Raw genomic sequence first — 15,381 nt, 5'->3', positions numbered from 1 at the left:
GGGGGTCGACGGGGCGGCGCCCGGGCCGGCCCGCCCCGCGTGGGGCCGCGGGTGGTTCGGGCCCGTCCCGCGTGCCCGGGTCGCCTGGCTGCGGATCATCGGCTACGTGTTCCTGCCGTTCGACATGCTGCTGCTGACCAGCAGCTCGCTGGCGCACGCGCGGCTGCCCGCCGACCTGTACCAGCCGGTGCTGCTCGGCCGGCTGCTGCACCTGCCCGCGCCCACGCCGTGGTCCATGTACACGCTGCTGACGGTGACGATCGCGGCCGGGCTCGTCGCGATGACCGGGCGGGTCCTCCCCCGCGCGAGCGGCTACCTCGCCGCGTGCGGGTACCTGTGGTGGGTCACGATCAGCATGTCGTACGGCAAGGTCGACCACGACCATCTGGCCCTGGTCGTGGCGCTGTTCGTGCTGCCGAGCGTCGGACGCGCCGGCGTCGGCGACACGCGGCGCTGTGAGGCGTCGGCGTGGTCGGTGCGCTGCGTCCAGCTCGGGGTGGTCGCGGCGTACTTCCTGTCCGCGTGGGCGAAGGTGCGCATCGGCGGGTTCCCGGCGTGGCCGAACGGCTCGACCGTCCAGTGGGCGCTGAGCCGTCGCGGGACGCCGCTCGGGCGCGCCCTCATCGACTACTCGGTGATGCTCAAGGCCAGCCAGTGGGTCATGTTCGCCGCGGAGGCGCTCTCCCCGGCGCTGCTGTTCCTGCGCGGGCGGCCGCTGTACGCGCTGGTGCTGTTCTTCGCCGGCTTCCACGCCGTCACCTACGCGCTGATGACGATCCACTTCCTGCCGCACGCCATCTGGCTCGCCGCGTTCCTGCCGCTGGAGCGGCTCACCGGGCTGCTCCCCGAGCGGCTGCGCGGGGAACCGGCCTCCTGAAAGGTCAGCCCTGGGCGCCGGGACGCCGGTCGGCGGGCAGCATGCACGCCGCCGTCCCGCCGGGCATCCGCTGCCGGTTGTTGGCGACCAGCCGGTACACGCCGTGCGCGATCCAGCTCACCGGCGGGACGCGCATGACCACGCCGGGCACCCGCCAGAGGCCGTCGGCGGCGGTCAGCATCCGTCCGATGGCCTCGGCGCCACCGCTCACCCGTCCGGTGCGGTCGATCCACAGCACCTCGTGCTGCGCGCGCTCCGCCGTGGTGCCGAGCGCGTCCAGGTCCGCGAACTGGAAGGCAACGACCGTGGCCTGGACGGGCACGTGCCGTTCCAGGAACCGCACCGACGACGTGCAGAACCCGCAGTCGCCGTCGTAGACGAGCACCGGCCGCCCGGTCATGAGACCGGCCACGCGTCGGCGAGCATCTGGCGGGTGTCGCGCAGCAGCTGGGGCAGCACCCGGGTGTGCCCGACGACCGGCATGAAGTTGGTGTCGCCGCCCCAGCGCGGGACGACGTGCTGGTGCAGGTGCGCCGCGATGCCGGCGCCCGCGACGAGGCCGAGGTTCATGCCGACGTTGAAGCCCTGCGCGCCGCTGCACTTGCGCAGCGCGGCGAGCGCGCGCCGGGTGAAGACTGCCAGCTCCACGTACTCCGGCTCGTCCAGCTCGGTGTAGTCGGCGACGTGCCGGTAGGGGACGACCATCAGGTGCCCCGAGTTGTACGGGTACAGGTTCAGCACCGCGAACACCGACTCGCCGCGGGCCACGACGAGGCCCTCCACGTCGGTCATCTTCGGGATCTCGCAGAACGGGCAGCCGTCGCCCGAGCCCGCGCCCGTCGGCTTGCCCTCCCCTTTGATGTAGGCCATCCGGTGCGGTGTCCAGAGCCGCTGGAAGTGGTCGGGCGTGCCCGCGCCGCCCCTCTCCTCCTCGAAGCGGGGCGTGCGCGCGTTCCCGGCGCCCGCTCCGGGCGCGTCCTCGCGCCCCTGCTGCACCACGGACTCCTCCGGCTCTGCGGTCAAGACGGCGGTCTCCTTTTGTTCACGGCCTGACCAGCAGCATAGAGAGAGAAGCGGCCGGGCCTGTAGCCGGGATCCCCTCCGGGACGCGCCCGCGGGCCGGGCCCCGCATGGCGTTTCGGGGGCGACTCCGACACCATGGTCATCAACCGAACCATGGGGAGCGATCATGACCGGGCCCGACAGGCGGCAGACCGAAGGCGTCGAGCCGAGACCGGACCCCGGATCCATGCCGTACTTCCCCGGCATGCCGCAGCGGTCGGGGACGACGCCGCCGCGCGGCGCTCCCCTGCCGGCGCCACCGGCGCCCCAGGCGGGCGCGGTGCCGCTGACCATGCACGGCTCGCCCGGTGACGTCACCGTGGCGGTGGAGGGGCGCATCACCATCGAGGACGCGGTGCTGGAGAAGATCGCCGCACTGGCCGCGCTGGAGGTGGCCGGCGTCGCCGGGCCCGCCCCGGCCGGTGCCCGCGTCACCGTGGCCGAGAGCGACGGCGACGACGAGGTCACGGTCGACCTCGTCATCGCGGTGGAGTACGGCAGCGTGGTCAAGGACGTAGCGCAGGCCGTGCAGGGCAACGTGGCGCGGGTGACGGGCCTGATGCTCGGCATGCGGGTCGCCGCGGTCAACGTGAGCGTGCAGGACGTCCGCATGCCCGCCGCGCCGCCCCCGCCCCGCCGGCCCGCGGGTCAGACGCCCCGCGCGTAGCAGCTCTGCATGCCGCCGCCGACCGACACCGTGGTGACCTTGACGCGCTCGACCGCGCTCGGCGCGACGCCCGTGAAGTGGAACGTGTGCGGCCTGCCGCCCTGGGCGCTCGCCTGCTGCGACTTCGGCGACCCCTGCCGCAGGACGAGCTCCGCCCGGATCAGGCCGCTCGCGGAGACGGTGACGAGGACGTCCACGCCGGTCGCCGTGGCGCGGTAGAACGCCGTCCCGTTCGGGCACCGGTCGAGGGAGCCGCCGCCGGTCGGCTGCGGGATCTGCGGGCCGCCGCCCTGCCCGCCGGACCCGCCGTCCTGCCCGCCCGGGTAGGGGCTCCCGCCGCCGTTCTGCTGCGGCACCGGGTTGGTCGGGGCGCCGCCGGGCAGGCCGGGCAGCGCGGACGCGGACGGGCTCGCCGGCCCCCGCGCCCCGGCGGTGCCCTTCTCCCCGTCGTCCATCAGCGGCATGAGGAGGACGATGACGGCGGCGGTGACGAGCAGCAGGGTGCCGCCGTAGCCGGCGATCCGGCCCCAGAGCCGGCCCCGCCGGCTCCGCCGCGCGGGCCTCCTGGTCTTCATCTCCGCTGACTCCCCGTCGTGGCACGTGATCGATGAGGCTACCAACTCCCGGCGGCGCTCATCCCGTCCTCGCGTCCCCCGGCATGACGAGCAGCCGGGTCAGGGCGCCGAGGTCGCGGGCGACCTCCGCGGGCTCGTGCAGGGGCGCGACGACATGGCTGATCGTCAGCCGCATCAGCGTCTCCACCAGCACGTCGACCTCGCGCTCGACGAGGGCCCGGCCGAGCCCGACCTTGGAGCCGAACTCGCTGTAGGCGGTCTGCCGGCTGACCCCGGCCGCGCGGGCGACCTGCGCGAGCCGCAGCGAGTCCCAGTCGGCGTCCGCCACGATCGCGTACGCGGCGTCGAGGAGCCGCTCGCGCGGAGGCCGCGGTTGACGCATTCCGCGATTTCGCCCATCCCGCGCCACGCCGCGCCCCCCTGAAGTTGTCATCCGCCGGACAAGAGACCGGGCGGGCGCCTGCCGCATAGTGCGTGAGATGAAGATCATACGTACTTCCCCGAGGCTGCGCCGCGCTCCGACCGCGGCCGGCCCGGACGCGGTGTGGATCGGCGGCTACCAGGGGCAGAGCAGCCGGACGGTGGGGTGCCCGGAGACCGGCCCCTGCACGGTGAGCACCCACCAGAACCCCACCCTGCAGCGCTGGACCGGGAGCGGCTGGTCCTGGACCGGCACGCCCGGCCTGTCCGGGCAGGGGCAGGTCAGGTTCCTGGACGCGGAGCAGGCGGCCGGCGCGTGGGCCGCCGGCAGCCGCGACAAGGCCGACGGCACGATCGAGGGGACGCCCTACCTGGCCCATGCCGCGTCCCGCGCCTGGAGCGAGGTGCCGACGCCGAAGGCGCGTGGGTCTCGGGGGCGGCGACCTCGCCGGACGGCCCGTCCGTCCACCGGTACTCGGCCGGGACGTGGACACCGCACACGCTGGGCGCGTCGATCCAGGGCATCCGGCAGCGAACGCCCGGCGACGTGTGGGCCGTGGGCCGGACCGCCGGGACCGGCGACGCCGGCGGCCTCGCCTACGCGGCCCGCTACGACGGTTCGGCCTGGCACACCGTGACCCCGCCGCAGGCGCAGGGCGAGCAGGGCCGGCTCGTCGCCGTCCTGCCGCTGGCCGCCGACGACGCATCCTGCACTACACGGGCGGCTCGTGGCGGCTGGAGCAGCCCGCCCCGGGCGTGAAGGGCGCCATCGAGGGGATCACCCGCGTGCCCGGCACGGGCGCCGTGTGGGCGGTCGGTGTCAGGGACGGCCAGGACCCGCTTGTCCTTTCCACGGACTGGCCGGATCCGCGGACTGGCCGGGCCGGGGCCGTGCCCGCGCGGGGCAGGCACGGCCCCGCCGCTCAGATCTGCACGCGCGCCTCGACCGCTTTGACGATCTCGTCGGCCGCGTCGTCGATCGGGACGGCGTTCTTCTGCTCGCCGCTGCGGTACCGGAACGACACGGCGTCCTTGGCCACGTCGTCGTCGCCCGCCAGCAGCATGTAGGGGATCTTCTGCTTCTGCGCGTTGCGGATCTTCTTCTGCATCCGGTCGGAGGAGGTGTCGACCTCGACGCGGACGCCGCGCTCGCGCAGTTTCGCGGCGACCTTCTCCAGGTGCGGGACGTGCGCGTCGCCGATCGGGATGCCGACCGCCTGCACCGGCGACAGCCACGGCGGCATCGCGCCCGCGTAGTGCTCGACCAGCACGCCGAGGAAGCGCTCGACCGACCCGAACAGCGCGCGGTGGATCATCGCCGGGGTCTGCCGGGTGCCGTCGGCGGCCTGGTACTCCAGGCCGAACCGCTTCGGCTGGTTGAAGTCGAGCTGGATGGTGGACAGCTGCCAGGTCCGGCCGATGGCGTCCTTGGCCTGGACGGAGATCTTCGGCCCGTAGAACGCGGCGCCGCCCGGGTCGTCCACGAGGTCGAGCCCGGACTCCCCGGCCGCCTGGCGCAGCGCCGCGGTGGCCTCCGCCCAGTCGGCCTCCTCGCCGATGAACTTGTCGGAGTCGTCGCGGGTGGACAGCTCCAGGTAGAACTCGGAGAGGCCGAAGTCGCGCAGGACGCTGAGCACGAAGCTCAGCAGCGACTTGATCTCCTCGCCCATCTGCTCCTTGGTGGTGTAGATGTGCGAGTCGTCCTGGGTCATGCCGCGCACGCGGGTGAGCCCGTGCACCACGCCCGACTTCTCGTACCGGTAGACCGAGCCGAACTCGCACAGCCGCAGGGGCAGCTCGCGGTAGGACCGTCCGCGCGACCGGAAGATCAGGTTGTGCATCGGGCAGTTCATCGGCTTGACCCGGTACTCGACCTCGTCCACCTCGAAGGGCGGGAACATGTCCTCGCCGTAGTACGGCAGGTGGCCGGAGATCTCGAACAGCGACGACTTGGTGATGTGCGGGGTGTTGACGAACTCGTAGCCCGCTTCCTGCTGGCGGCGGCGCATGTAGTCCTCCATCTCCTTGCGGATGATCCCGCCCTTGGGATGGAAGACCGGCAGGCCGCTGCCGAGCTCGGGCGGGAAGGAGAACAGGTCGAGTTCGGCGCCGAGCCGGCGGTGGTCGCGCTTCTCGGCCTCCGCCAGGAACTTCAGGTACTCGTCCTGCCTGTCGCGGGACTCCCACGCGGTGCCGTAGATCCGCTGCAGCTGCGGGTTCTTCTCGCTGCCGCGCCAGTAGGCGCCGCCGGAGCGCATCAGCTTGAACGCCGGGATGACGCGGGTGGACGGCAGGTGCGGGCCGCGGCACAGGTCCTTCCAGCGCAGCTCGCCGGACTTGGCGTCGAGGTTGTCGTAGATGGTCAGCTCGCCGCCGCCGACCTCGACGCTCGCGCCGTCGGCGGCGTCCTCGACCGGGCCGGAACCCTTCAGCCCGATCAGCTCCAGCTTGTAGGGCTCGGCGGCCAGCTCCTCGCGCGCGTCGTCGTCGGAGACCGGGCGCCGGGAGAAGCGCTGGCCCTGCTTGACGATCTCGCGCATCCGCTTCTCGATGCGCTTGAGGTCGTCGGGGGTGAACGGCTCGGCGACGTCGAAGTCGTAGTAGAAGCCGTTGTCGACCGGCGGGCCGATGCCGAGCTTCGCCTCCGGGAACAGCTCCTGGACGGCCTGCGCCATCACGTGCGCGGCGGAGTGCCGCATGATCGCCCGGCCGTCGTCCGACCCGATCTCGACGGGCTCGACGGCGTCGCCCTCGTGCAGCTCGCCGGCGAGGTCGCGCAGTTCGCCGTTGACCCGCGCGGCGATCACGGTGCGGCCGTCGGCGTCCAGGGCCTCGCCCGCGGTGGTGCCCCCCGGCACCGCCCGCTCGCCGCCGTCGAGGGTGATGCGCAGTTCGGGGACGGTGGACACGGGTACTCCTCGTGATTGCGGTCTGGGATCAGCGGGTTCCGATGCTATCGACTCGGGGTCGGCCCCGGACGCATCCGGTTCCATCGGGTGCTCCTCTCGTCGTGGAGGGCCCGCGGCGGTCCCCGGGAAAGCGGAAGGGCCCCGGGGATCGCTCCCGGGGCCCTTCCGCGTGCAATGTCAGGACATGCCGCCGTCGCGCCGGGAGAGACCCGGCGTCGTCGTCTGTACGGACACGTGCGGCATGCCACCACTGTAACCGACGGGCGCGGCGGCTCGCTCGGATTACGTGCGCGTGCGCGGCGCGGAGAGCTGGTCCATGTCCTCCAGCTCGCGTCCCTTCGTCTCGGGGACGGCGCGGAGCACGAACACGAACGCGAGGATGGAGAAGAAGGTGTAGATGCCGTAGGCGAGGACGAGGGAGAAGCCCGAGATGCCGGGGAAGGTGGTGGTGATCACCCAGTTGGCGAGCCACTGCGCGGCGGCCGCGACGGCGAGCGCGGAGGCGCGGATGAAGTTGTTGAACATCTCGCCGAGCATCACCCAGACGACCGGCCCCCAGGTCGCGGCGAACGAGGCGACGAAGGCGTTGGCCGCGACGAGCGCGATGGGCCCCGTGACGCCGCCGAGGTCCGGCTCTCCGTTCACCACGGGCGCGGTGCCGAAGCAGGCCGCGAGGGTGCCGAGCGAGACCGCCATGCCGGCGGCGCCGGCGAGCAGCAGCGGGCGCCGCCCGACCCGGTCCACCAGCGCGATCGCGAGCAGCGTGAACGCCACGTTCACCAGCGAGTTGATCACCGAGGTGAACATCGCGTCGCTCTCGGAGAACCCGACCGCCCGCCACAGCGTCGTCGAGTAGTAGAAGATCACGTTGATGCCGACGAACTGCTGGAAGACCGACAGCAGGATGCCGATCCAGACGATCGGCAGCAGGCCGAACCGGTTGCCGCGCAGGTCCCGGAGGCGGACGGGCCGGTCCTCGGCGATCGACCGGACGATGTCCCGGATCTTGGCGTCCACGTCGCCGTGGCCCATGACCCGCTGCAGCACCCGCCGGGCGTCGGCCGTCCGGCGCTTCTTGACCAGGTAGCGGGGCGACTCGGGGATCGTCAGGGCGATCACCCCGTACACGACCGCGGGCACGACGGCGCTGGCGAACATCCAGCGCCACGCGGTCCCGCCCCAGGGGAACTCCCCCGACGCGCCGCCGTCGGACACCTGGGCGATGACGTAGTCGACGACGAGCGCCGCGAAGATGCCGAGGACGATCGCCATCTGCTGCAGCGAGCCGAGCCGGCCGCGCAGGTTCGCGGGCGCGATCTCGGCGATGTAGGCGGGCGCGATCACGGACGCGGCGCCGATGGCGAGGCCGCCGACCAGCCGCCAGGCGGTCAGGTCGACGGCGTTGAAGGCCAGCGCCGAGCCGACCGAGCTGATCACGAACAGCGCGGACGCGATGAGCATCACCCGGACCCGGCCGATCCGGTCACCGATCGGCCCGGCGAACCAGGCGCCGACCGCGCAGCCGAGCAGCGCGGACGACACGACGAAGCCGACGGCGAAGCCGCTCAGCCCGAACTGGTCCTGGATGGCGTCGACGGCCCCGTTGATCACCGAGGAGTCGTAGCCGAACAGGAAGCCGCCGAGGGCGGCGGCGCCGGCGAGGAGCGCGGCGGTCGCCGTGGCGCGCGCGGGGCGGTCGCCCTCCTTGCCGTCCGGTGGTCGCGGTTCGCTGCCCGAGGTCGTCATGGGCCCTGATCTTCCCCGCGAGGCACGCCTTATGCGGGGATTCCGAACCCCGCTCAGTCGCGGACGGCGACGCCGAGGACGTGCGGTGAGGCCGGGTTGCCGCGGCCGGCCGGGAACTCGAAGCGCCGCTCGCCGCGGACCGTGAAACCCGATCCGGCGATCCACTCGGGCGTGGGACGGGACACGTGGCAGCCGGCGGCGAAGAACGGCCACACGACGTCGGCGTACCGCTGGAACCGCACCTTCCCCGGCGTGCTCCCCCGGACGTGCTCGTAGTAGCGCAGCTCGCCGCCCGGCTTGAGGACGCGCCTCAGCTCGGCCAGGGCGCGGACGGGGTCGCGCACCGAGCACAGCACGAGGGACACCACCGCGACGTCGAACGACGCGTCGTCCAGGTCGAGGTCCTCGGCGACGCCCGGACGCACCGTGACCGGGACGGGCGCGGCGCCGGCGGCGTGGTCGGCCCTGGCGCGCAGCCGCGGCTCGGGTTCGAGGGCGACGACCTCGGTGACCTCCGGCGGGTAGTGCGGGAAGTTGGCCCCGTATCCGGCGCCCACCTCCAGCACGCGGCCGGCCGTCCCGGCGAGCAGCTCGGCGCGGTGGGCGTCCCCGCCCGCCCTGGCGCAGCCGGCGTCCAGGCGCGGATAGAGCCGGGCGAAGATCGGATGGCTCAGGTCACTCATCCCCGCAGTCTGCGTCCCCGCCCCGGCCATCGCAAGATCGCCGCGCGATCGCCCTGCTCAGGGGTGATACCCGAGGGGCGGGTCGGATCTCCCCCCTCCGGGTCAGGCCGTCCGGGCGCCGCGGGTTCTAGGCTCCGAGTCAAATGAACGATCCAGACCGCTTCGCGCCCGCCGGCCGCACCCGGCTGCTCGCCGGCGTCCGCTCCGCCCTGCTGCCCGGCGGGGACGGCCCGCCCGTCACCCTGCTGCCCGGCCGGCTGCGGCTGCGGATACCGATCCTGGTGCTGCTGACCGGGATGACGATCGGCTTCACCGCCGGGTCCATCGCGATCGCGATCCAGCAGTACCACGTGTCGACCGGGCTGGCCTGGCCGCTCGGGGTGCTGCAGGCGACGCCGCTGCTGTTCGCCGCCCGCTGGCCGCTCGCCGCCTGGCGGGTCGCGGCGGCCGGGCTGCTGCTCACGGTGTTCGTCCGGCACGGCGAGGGCTTCATGCCGTGGCCGGTCACCGCGATCCTGGCGCTGGTCGTCATCCTGTTCTTCACCGGCGTCGGGTCCGACCGGCAGACCACCGTCGGGGTCGGCGCGGTGACCGTGGCCGGGGTGCTGGTGCCGGCCGTGCTGTTCGGCATGCCCGGCTGGTTCGCCATGATCCTCGCGGGCATCGCGGCGGTCGCGCTGACGTTCGGCGACGCGGTCGGCGGGCGGCACTCGGCGGTGGAGGAGCTGCGCCGCCGCGAGGAGCAGCACCGGCAGGACCTGGCCCGGCAGGCGGTGCTGGAGGAGCGCGCCCGCATCGCCCGCGAGCTGCACGACGTGGTCGCGCACCACATGTCGGTGATCGCGATGCAGGCGGAGGCCGCCCCCTACAAGATCCCCGACCTGCCGGACGCCGCGCGGCAGACGTTCGGGGTGGTGCGGGACGCCGCGCGCGAGGCGCTCACCGAGACGCGCCGCGTCGTGGGGCTGCTGCGCGCGGACGACGAGGGCGCCGAGCGGGCCCCGCAGCCGGGCCTGGACCGGCTGGACGACCTGGTCGCCGCCGCCCGCCGCTCCGGCCTGTCGGTGGCGACCGTCGTGGTCGGGATGCCGCGCCCGCTGAACGCGGGGGTGGACCTGTCGGCGTACCGGATCGTCCAGGAGTCACTGAGCAACGCGTCCCGGTACGCGCCGGGCTCCCGCGTCCACGTCGAGGTGAAGTACGGCCCGGAGGCACTGGCGGTGTCGGTCGCCGACGACGGCCCCCGCAGCACGCCGGAGGAGTCGCAGGGCGGCGGCCACGGCCTGGTCGGCATGCGCGAACGCGTCACGATGCTCGGCGGCACCCTCGACGCGGGCCCGCGCGGCGAGGCCGGCTGGTCGGTGGCGGCCGAGTTGCCCTATGGAGACGCGGACTGATCTTCGTCGCCGTAGGGTTGGTGCGTGACGATTCGGGTGCTGATCGCCGATGACCAGGTGATGATCCGCGACGGGCTCGCGGCGCTGCTGTCCTCCGACCCGGAGATCGAGGTGGTGGGGCAGGCGGGCAACGGCCGCGAGGCGGTGGAGATGGGCCGCCGGCTCGACCCGGACGTGATCGTGATGGACATCCGGATGCCAGAGATGGACGGCCTCGCCGCCACCGCCGAGCTGGTCGGCGATCCGGCCCCGGACGCCGACCCGGCCGAGGCGCGGCCGAAGGTGCTCGTCCTCACTACGTTCGACCTGGACGAGTACGTCTACGAGGCGCTCGGCGCGGGCGCCAGCGGGTTCCTGCTGAAGGACGCCTCGGCGGCCGACCTGGTGAACGGGGTGCGGGTGGTGGCGGGCGGCGACGCGCTGCTCGCCCCGTCCATCACCCGGCGGCTGATCGGCGACTTCGCGCGCCGGCGCCGGCACCAGCGGCCGAGCCCGCAGGCGACCGCGGGGCTGACGCCGCGCGAGCTGGACGTGCTGCGGCTCATCGCGCGCGGCCTGTCCAACGCCGAGATCGCCGCGGAACTGGTGCTGGCCGAGCAGACGATCAAGACGCACGTGGGGCACGTGCTGACCAAGCTCGCGCTGCGCGACCGCACCCAGGCCGTCGTGTACGCCTACGAGAACGGTCTCGTGGGCTAGCGCGAGGGGTCCAGGACGAGCTTGCCGGTGGTGCGGCGCGCCCGCAGGTCCTCGTGCGCGCGCCTGGCCTCGGTCAGCCCGTACTCGCCGCCGCCGATGACGCGGAGCCGGCCGTCCGCGGCGAGGCCGAACAGCTCGTCCAGCGCGGTGCGCATCACGTCGCCGGGGAGCTGGAAGACGTGCGCGAGCCACATGCCGGAGATGGTGGTGGAGTGCGCCATCAGCGTGGCCGGCCGGACGGGCGACGGCTCCTTGCGGGAGGCCATCCCGTAGAAGGCGAGCCGGCCGAACGGGGCGAGGGCGCGCAGGCTCTGGTCAGTGACCGTGCCGCCGGTCATCTCCAGGACGATGTCGACGCGCCGGCCGCCGTTGGCGTCGATCAGCGCGTCCTTCAGTTCGGGCTCGTTGGCGTCGATCGCGACGTCGGCGCCGAGGCCGAGGGCGAGGTCGCGCTTCTCCTTGGACGAGGCGGTGGCGATGACCCGTCCGGCGCCCCACGCCTTGGCGAGCTGGACGGCGAGCGTCCCGACCCCGCCGGCGGCGGCGTGCACGACGACCGACTCGCCCGCCGCGAGGTGGGCGCTGCGGCGCAGCAGCACCCACGCCGACGCACCCTGGATGACCATGCCGAGGGCGGTGACGTCGTCGATGGCGTCGGGGACGTCCCAGGCCAGCGCCTCGGGCGCGACGGCCTGCTCGGCGTAGCCGCCGGTACCGACGAGCGCGACGACGCGGCGGCCGTCCGCGGTGGCGCCGACGACCTCGCCGCCCGGCACCATCGGCAGCGTGGACGCCGACAGGTAGCTGTTCTCGGCCTGGTGGGTGTCGGCGTAGTTGACGCCGGCCCGCGAGACGTCGACGAGCAGGTGCCCGGGCCCGGCGGACGGCTCGGGCAGCTCGGTGACGTTCAGGACCTCGGGCCCGCCGAACTCGGTGATCTGGATCGCGCGCATGTGTCTCCTGTCGGATCTCGGGCGGGCGGCTCAGCGGGGGCCGGGGACGCCGCGGAACTTGAACGGCTCGGACTCGCGTCCCGGCACCACGTACCAGGCCTCGCCCGCGCCGTCGGCGTCCAGGATCCGCATGAACGCCTCGACGACGTCGTCCACGTTGAGGATCGGGAAGCCGGTCTCCTGGAGGTGCCCCTTGAGCGGGACGAGGATGTCGGTGTCGGCGAACGACGGGCACAGGGCGTTCACGCGGATGCCCTCCTCGGCGAACGTGGGGCCGAGGGCGCGGACGAGTCCGACGACGGCCGCCTTGTTCGCGCCGTAGACGGGGTCGAACGGCGTCGCGGTGAGCGCCGCCATGCTGGCGGTGCAGACGATGTCGCCGCCGCCGCGGGCGCGCAGCGCGGGCAGCGCGGCGTGCGCGCCGAACACGACGCCGTCGAGGTTGATGCCCATGGCCCGCCGGTAGGCCGCGAGGTCGAAGTCGTCGCCCACTCCCCCGCCGCCCGCGACACCCGCGTTGAGGAACGCGACGTCCAGGCCGCCGAAGCGCTCGACGGCGGCCGCGACGGCGGCCTCGCTATCGGCGGGCTCGCGCACGTCGCAGCGGACGAACGCCCCGTCCAGCTCCTTCGCGAGCGCGTCCCCCGCCTCCACGTCGACGTCGGCGAGGACGACCTGGGCCCCCGCGCGGGCGAGCCGGCGCGCCACCGCGGCGCCGATGCCGTTGGATCCGCCCGTGATCAGCGCGACCTTGCCCGTGCCGTCGAAGCCCGTGCCGTCGAAGGCTGCCATGGGGACTCCCTCCCGAAGTAACTGACTCGTCAGTTACTCTAGCGGAATGGACTTCGGTTTGAGCGAGCGGGGCGGGGAGTACTTCGGCCGCCTCCAGGAATTCATGGACTCCCACGTCTACCCGGCTGAGCCGGTCTATGCGGCGCAGCGGGCGGAGCTGCGCGCGGCGGGCCGCGAGCACCACGTCCCCCAGATCGTCGAGGACCTCAAGGTCGAGGCCCGCAAGCGCGGGCTGTGGAACCTGTTCCTGCCCGGCAGCGAGGACCCGGAGCACGGCCTGTCGGTGACCGACTACGCGTCCCTCGCGGAGGTGACGGGCCGCTCCCCCAACCTCGCGCCCGAGGCGACCAACTGCGCGGCGCCCGACACCGGGAACATGGAGGTCCTGCACCTGTTCGGCACGCCCGAGCAGAAGCAGAAGTGGCTGGCGCCGCTGCTGGACGGCGAGATCCGCAGCGCGTTCGCGATGACGGAGCCGGACGTCGCCAGCTCCGACGCCACCAACATCTCCACCCGCATCGAGCGGGACGGAGACCACTACGTCATCAACGGCCGCAAGTGGTGGATCAGCGGCGCCGCCGACCCGCGCTGCAAGGTCATGATCCTGATGGGCAAGACCGACCCGGACGGCCACCCGTACCGGCAGCAGTCGATGGTGCTCGTGCCGTTCGACACGCCCGGCGTGGAGGTCGTCCGGCCGCTGCCCGTGTTCGGCTACCAGGACCAGCACGGCCACTGCGAGATCACCTTCACCGACGTCCGCGTCCCGGTGGAGAACCTCGTCGGCGAGGAGGGCGGCGGCTTCGCGATCGCGCAGGCCCGGCTCGGCCCCGGCCGCATCCACCACTGCATGCGCGCGATCGGGATGGCCGAGCGGGCGCTGGAGCTGATGTGCGAGCGCGCGGTGTCCCGCGTGGCGTTCGGCGGCCCGCTGGCCAAGCAGGGCGTGGTACGCGAGCAGATCGCCGAGTCGCGGATGGCGATCGAGCAGGCCCGGCTGCTCACCCTGAAGACCGCCTGGCTGATCGACAAGCACGGCGTGCAGGCGGCCCGGTCCGAGGTCGCGGCGATCAAGGTGATCGCGCCGCGCGTCGCGCTGGAGGTCGTCGACCGGGCGATCCAGGTGCACGGCGGCGCCGGGGTCAGCGACGACACCCCGCTCGCCGCGATGTGGGCGGGCCTGCGCACGCTGCGCCTCGCGGACGGCCCGGACGAGGTGCACGTGCGGTCCGTGGCCCGCGCCGAGCTGGGCAAGTACCTCGGCGCATGACCAGTGACACGGGGGAGGCGGGCGTACGGCGGCGGATGCCGTACGCCCGGCGCCGCCAGCAGCTGCTGCAGGTGGCGCTGGAGGAGTTCGGCCGCCGCGGCTACCACCTGACGCAGATGGAGCACGTGGCGACGGCGGCGCAGGTCTCCAAGGCGCTGCTGTACCAGCACTTCGCGTCCAAGGAGGAGCTGTTCGCCGAGGTCACCGAGGCCATCGTCGGCGAGCTGACCGGCCGGCTGAACGAGGCCGTGTTCGCCGCGCACGGCTCGGCGGACGGCATCCGGGCGATGATCCGCGTCCTGTTCGACTACGCCACCGCGGAGCCGGACGCGTGGACGCTGGTCGTCCGGCACCTCGACAAGCCGGAGGTGGGGCTGGAGCTGCGGGAGCTGCGCGACCGGCTCGGCACCGCGTTCGCCGACCTGCTGCTGCGCCGCCGCCGCGCCGACCCGGCGCTGTCCCCGGCCGCGCTGGAGGTCAACGAGCGCCGCGCCCGGCTGCTCGTCCCGCTGATGTACGGGTCGATGCTGTCGATGGTGTCGTGGTGGCTGGAGCACCCCGACACGCCGCGCGAGCGCGCGGAGCAGATGGCCGTGGAGTTCATCTGGCTCGGCCTCGACCGCCTCCGCGCGGGCGAGCGCCTGCCGAAGGACTAACCGCCGAAGACGGCGTCGCGGACGAGGTCGAGGGCGGTCAGCACGGCACCGCGCAGCACGGCGTCGCCCTCGACGCGGCTCGCCCGCACCTCGGCGGCGGCCGGGCTCAGCTCATCGAGCCGCCCGGCGACCAGACCGGCGAGCCGGTCGCCGCCGGCGCGGCCCAGCGCGCCGCCGAGCACGACGAGCCCGGGGTCGAGGACGGCGACGAGCACGAACACGGCCTCGGCGACGACGTGATCGCCGGGCGGATCGCCGGGGCCGGCCACGGAGGCCGCGTCGAGCAGGTGGCAGAAGTCGGCGCCGCCGAACTTGAGCAGCCCCACCTCGCCGGCGCCGCCGGACGCGCCGCGCCGCAGCCGGCCGTCCAGGACGAGCGCGCCGCCGACGCCGTCGTCCAGCCAGAGCAGCGCGAAGTCGTCGCGGCCGGCCGCCGCACCCTCCCGGTGCTCGGCGACCGCACCGAGGTTCACCTCGTTCTCCACGCGCACCGGCGCGCCGAGCCGGTCCTGGAGCGCCGCGCCGATGTCGGGCCGGCCGCCGGGGACGCCGCTGTCGGCGGCGCGTCCGGTGCGGGGGTCGATGAGGCCGGGGATGCCGAGCACGACCGTGTGCAGGGCGCGGCCGCCCGCCGCCTCTTCCACCGCGGCGGCGGGCGGCCGCGCCCTGCACACG

At 73.8% G+C, this 15,381-nt stretch carries 17 protein-coding genes; 7 read left to right on the top strand and 10 right to left on the bottom strand.

Translation table 11 applies throughout. The annotated features are described in order from the left end of the window. Positions 1-877: MFS transporter permease (locus HUX53_RS29850; protein ID WP_176406557.1), on the top strand; the 877-nt coding region annotated here is incomplete at its 5' end. Between the two features lie 4 nt (positions 878-881). Here the strand turns inward: HUX53_RS29850 and HUX53_RS29845 are convergent. Both HUX53_RS29845 and HUX53_RS29840 read right to left on the bottom strand, forming a co-directional pair. Then, positions 882-1,289 carry a DUF393 domain-containing protein gene (locus HUX53_RS29845; protein ID WP_309237498.1) on the bottom strand — a complete coding sequence of 136 codons (408 nt, stop codon included), beginning with the start codon at positions 1,287-1,289 and terminating at the stop codon, positions 882-884. Then, positions 1,274-1,900: an HIT domain-containing protein gene (locus HUX53_RS29840; RefSeq protein WP_255205766.1), complete on the bottom strand. Its 627-nt coding sequence runs from the start codon at positions 1,898-1,900 to the stop codon at positions 1,274-1,276. Before HUX53_RS29840 ends, HUX53_RS29845 begins: the two co-directional genes overlap by 16 nt. Positions 1,901-2,066: 166 nt before the next feature. Here HUX53_RS29840 and HUX53_RS29835 point away from each other — a divergent pair, with 166 nt between their 5' ends. Then, positions 2,067-2,606: an Asp23/Gls24 family envelope stress response protein gene (locus HUX53_RS29835; protein WP_176406556.1), complete on the top strand. Its 540-nt coding sequence runs from the start codon at positions 2,067-2,069 to the stop codon at positions 2,604-2,606. On the opposite strand, the gene HUX53_RS29830 is transcribed toward HUX53_RS29835, so the two are convergent. Together HUX53_RS29830 and HUX53_RS29825 are read right to left on the bottom strand one after the other, a co-directional pair. Further along, on the bottom strand, positions 2,588-3,181 hold the full coding sequence (locus HUX53_RS29830) for a hypothetical protein (RefSeq protein WP_176406555.1): 594 nt from the start codon (positions 3,179-3,181) through the stop codon (positions 2,588-2,590). The genes HUX53_RS29835 and HUX53_RS29830 overlap by 19 nt on opposite strands. A 58-nt stretch (positions 3,182-3,239) precedes the next feature. Further along, a complete protein-coding gene (locus HUX53_RS29825; protein WP_176406554.1) occupies positions 3,240-3,563 on the bottom strand; it encodes a TetR/AcrR family transcriptional regulator in 324 nt (107 codons plus the stop codon). Between the two features lie 354 nt (positions 3,564-3,917). Between HUX53_RS29825 and HUX53_RS29820 the strand changes: the two genes are divergently transcribed. Beyond that, positions 3,918-4,361: a hypothetical protein gene (locus HUX53_RS29820; RefSeq protein ID WP_176406553.1), complete on the top strand. Its 444-nt coding sequence runs from the start codon at positions 3,918-3,920 to the stop codon at positions 4,359-4,361. A gap of 163 nt (positions 4,362-4,524) precedes the next feature. On the opposite strand, the gene thrS is transcribed toward HUX53_RS29820, so the two are convergent. The 3 genes from thrS to HUX53_RS29805 all read right to left on the bottom strand — a co-directional run bounded on the left by thrS (position 4,525) and on the right by HUX53_RS29805 (position 8,939). Further along, positions 4,525-6,510 (bottom strand): threonine--tRNA ligase, encoded by a 1,986-nt coding sequence (thrS, locus tag HUX53_RS29815; protein WP_176406552.1) that lies wholly within the window; start codon positions 6,508-6,510, stop codon positions 4,525-4,527. Positions 6,511-6,792: 282 nt separating this feature from the next. After that, positions 6,793-8,256: a sugar porter family MFS transporter gene (locus HUX53_RS29810; protein WP_176406551.1), complete on the bottom strand. Its 1,464-nt coding sequence runs from the start codon at positions 8,254-8,256 to the stop codon at positions 6,793-6,795. 53 nt (positions 8,257-8,309) lie between these two features. Beyond that, on the bottom strand, positions 8,310-8,939 hold the full coding sequence (locus tag HUX53_RS29805) for a class I SAM-dependent methyltransferase (RefSeq protein ID WP_176406550.1): 630 nt from the start codon (positions 8,937-8,939) through the stop codon (positions 8,310-8,312). Positions 8,940-9,082: 143 nt separating this feature from the next. Between HUX53_RS29805 and HUX53_RS29800 the strand changes: the two genes are divergently transcribed. Further along, positions 9,083-10,336, top strand: a complete 1,254-nt coding sequence (locus HUX53_RS29800) for a sensor histidine kinase (RefSeq protein WP_176406549.1) — start codon at positions 9,083-9,085, stop codon at positions 10,334-10,336. A gap of 24 nt (positions 10,337-10,360) precedes the next feature. After that, positions 10,361-11,035 carry a response regulator transcription factor gene (locus HUX53_RS29795; RefSeq protein WP_176406548.1) on the top strand — a complete coding sequence of 225 codons (675 nt, stop codon included), beginning with the start codon at positions 10,361-10,363 and terminating at the stop codon, positions 11,033-11,035. Here HUX53_RS29795 and HUX53_RS29790 read toward each other — a convergent pair. Together HUX53_RS29790 and HUX53_RS29785 are read right to left on the bottom strand one after the other, a co-directional pair. Further along, complete coding sequence (locus HUX53_RS29790) at positions 11,032-11,988, bottom strand: NADPH:quinone oxidoreductase family protein (RefSeq protein ID WP_176406547.1); 957 nt, start codon at positions 11,986-11,988, stop codon at positions 11,032-11,034. The genes HUX53_RS29795 and HUX53_RS29790 overlap by 4 nt on opposite strands. Before the next feature lie 30 nt (positions 11,989-12,018). After that, entirely contained in the window at positions 12,019-12,780 is a 762-nt protein-coding gene (locus HUX53_RS29785) for an SDR family oxidoreductase (protein WP_176406546.1), read from the bottom strand. A gap of 46 nt (positions 12,781-12,826) precedes the next feature. Between HUX53_RS29785 and HUX53_RS29780 the strand changes: the two genes are divergently transcribed. Then, a complete protein-coding gene (locus HUX53_RS29780; RefSeq protein WP_176406545.1) occupies positions 12,827-14,050 on the top strand; it encodes an acyl-CoA dehydrogenase family protein in 1,224 nt (407 codons plus the stop codon). Further along, the gene (locus HUX53_RS29775) at positions 14,047-14,706 is read left to right on the top strand and encodes a TetR/AcrR family transcriptional regulator (RefSeq protein ID WP_176406544.1); all 660 of its coding nucleotides are present in this window, start codon (positions 14,047-14,049) and stop codon (positions 14,704-14,706) included. The genes HUX53_RS29780 and HUX53_RS29775 overlap by 4 nt, the downstream gene beginning before the upstream one ends. Here the strand turns inward: HUX53_RS29775 and HUX53_RS29770 are convergent. Continuing rightward, the coding region (locus tag HUX53_RS29770) for an ROK family protein (RefSeq protein WP_176406543.1) at positions 14,703-15,381 on the bottom strand (679 nt) is incomplete at its 5' end. The genes HUX53_RS29775 and HUX53_RS29770 overlap by 4 nt on opposite strands.

Origin of the sequence: Actinomadura sp. BRA 177 (assembly GCF_013372625.1) — a bacterium.
Classification (GTDB): Bacteria; Actinomycetota; Actinomycetes; order Streptosporangiales; family Streptosporangiaceae; genus Spirillospora.
The sequence above is the reverse complement of the archived record's forward strand: the minus strand, read 5'-3'. Positions and strand labels throughout refer to the sequence as shown.

Bases quoted from the DNA above. Each gene is read 5' to 3' on its own strand.
- HUX53_RS29835 (WP_176406556.1), top strand. From the start codon at position 2,067: ATGACCGGGCCCGACAGGCGGCAGACCGAAGGCGTCGAGCCGAGACCG.
- HUX53_RS29830 (WP_176406555.1), bottom strand. From the start codon at position 3,181: ATGAAGACCAGGAGGCCCGCGCGGCGGAGCCGGCGGGGCCGGCTCTGG.
- HUX53_RS29825 (WP_176406554.1), bottom strand. From the start codon at position 3,563: ATGCGTCAACCGCGGCCTCCGCGCGAGCGGCTCCTCGACGCCGCGTAC.
- HUX53_RS29810 (WP_176406551.1), bottom strand. From the start codon at position 8,256: ATGACGACCTCGGGCAGCGAACCGCGACCACCGGACGGCAAGGAGGGC.
- HUX53_RS29805 (WP_176406550.1), bottom strand. From the start codon at position 8,939: ATGAGTGACCTGAGCCATCCGATCTTCGCCCGGCTCTATCCGCGCCTG.
- HUX53_RS29800 (WP_176406549.1), top strand. From the start codon at position 9,083: ATGAACGATCCAGACCGCTTCGCGCCCGCCGGCCGCACCCGGCTGCTC.
- HUX53_RS29790 (WP_176406547.1), bottom strand. From the start codon at position 11,988: ATGCGCGCGATCCAGATCACCGAGTTCGGCGGGCCCGAGGTCCTGAAC.
- HUX53_RS29785 (WP_176406546.1), bottom strand. From the start codon at position 12,780: ATGGCAGCCTTCGACGGCACGGGCTTCGACGGCACGGGCAAGGTCGCG.
- HUX53_RS29780 (WP_176406545.1), top strand. From the start codon at position 12,827: ATGGACTTCGGTTTGAGCGAGCGGGGCGGGGAGTACTTCGGCCGCCTC.
- HUX53_RS29775 (WP_176406544.1), top strand. From the start codon at position 14,047: ATGACCAGTGACACGGGGGAGGCGGGCGTACGGCGGCGGATGCCGTAC.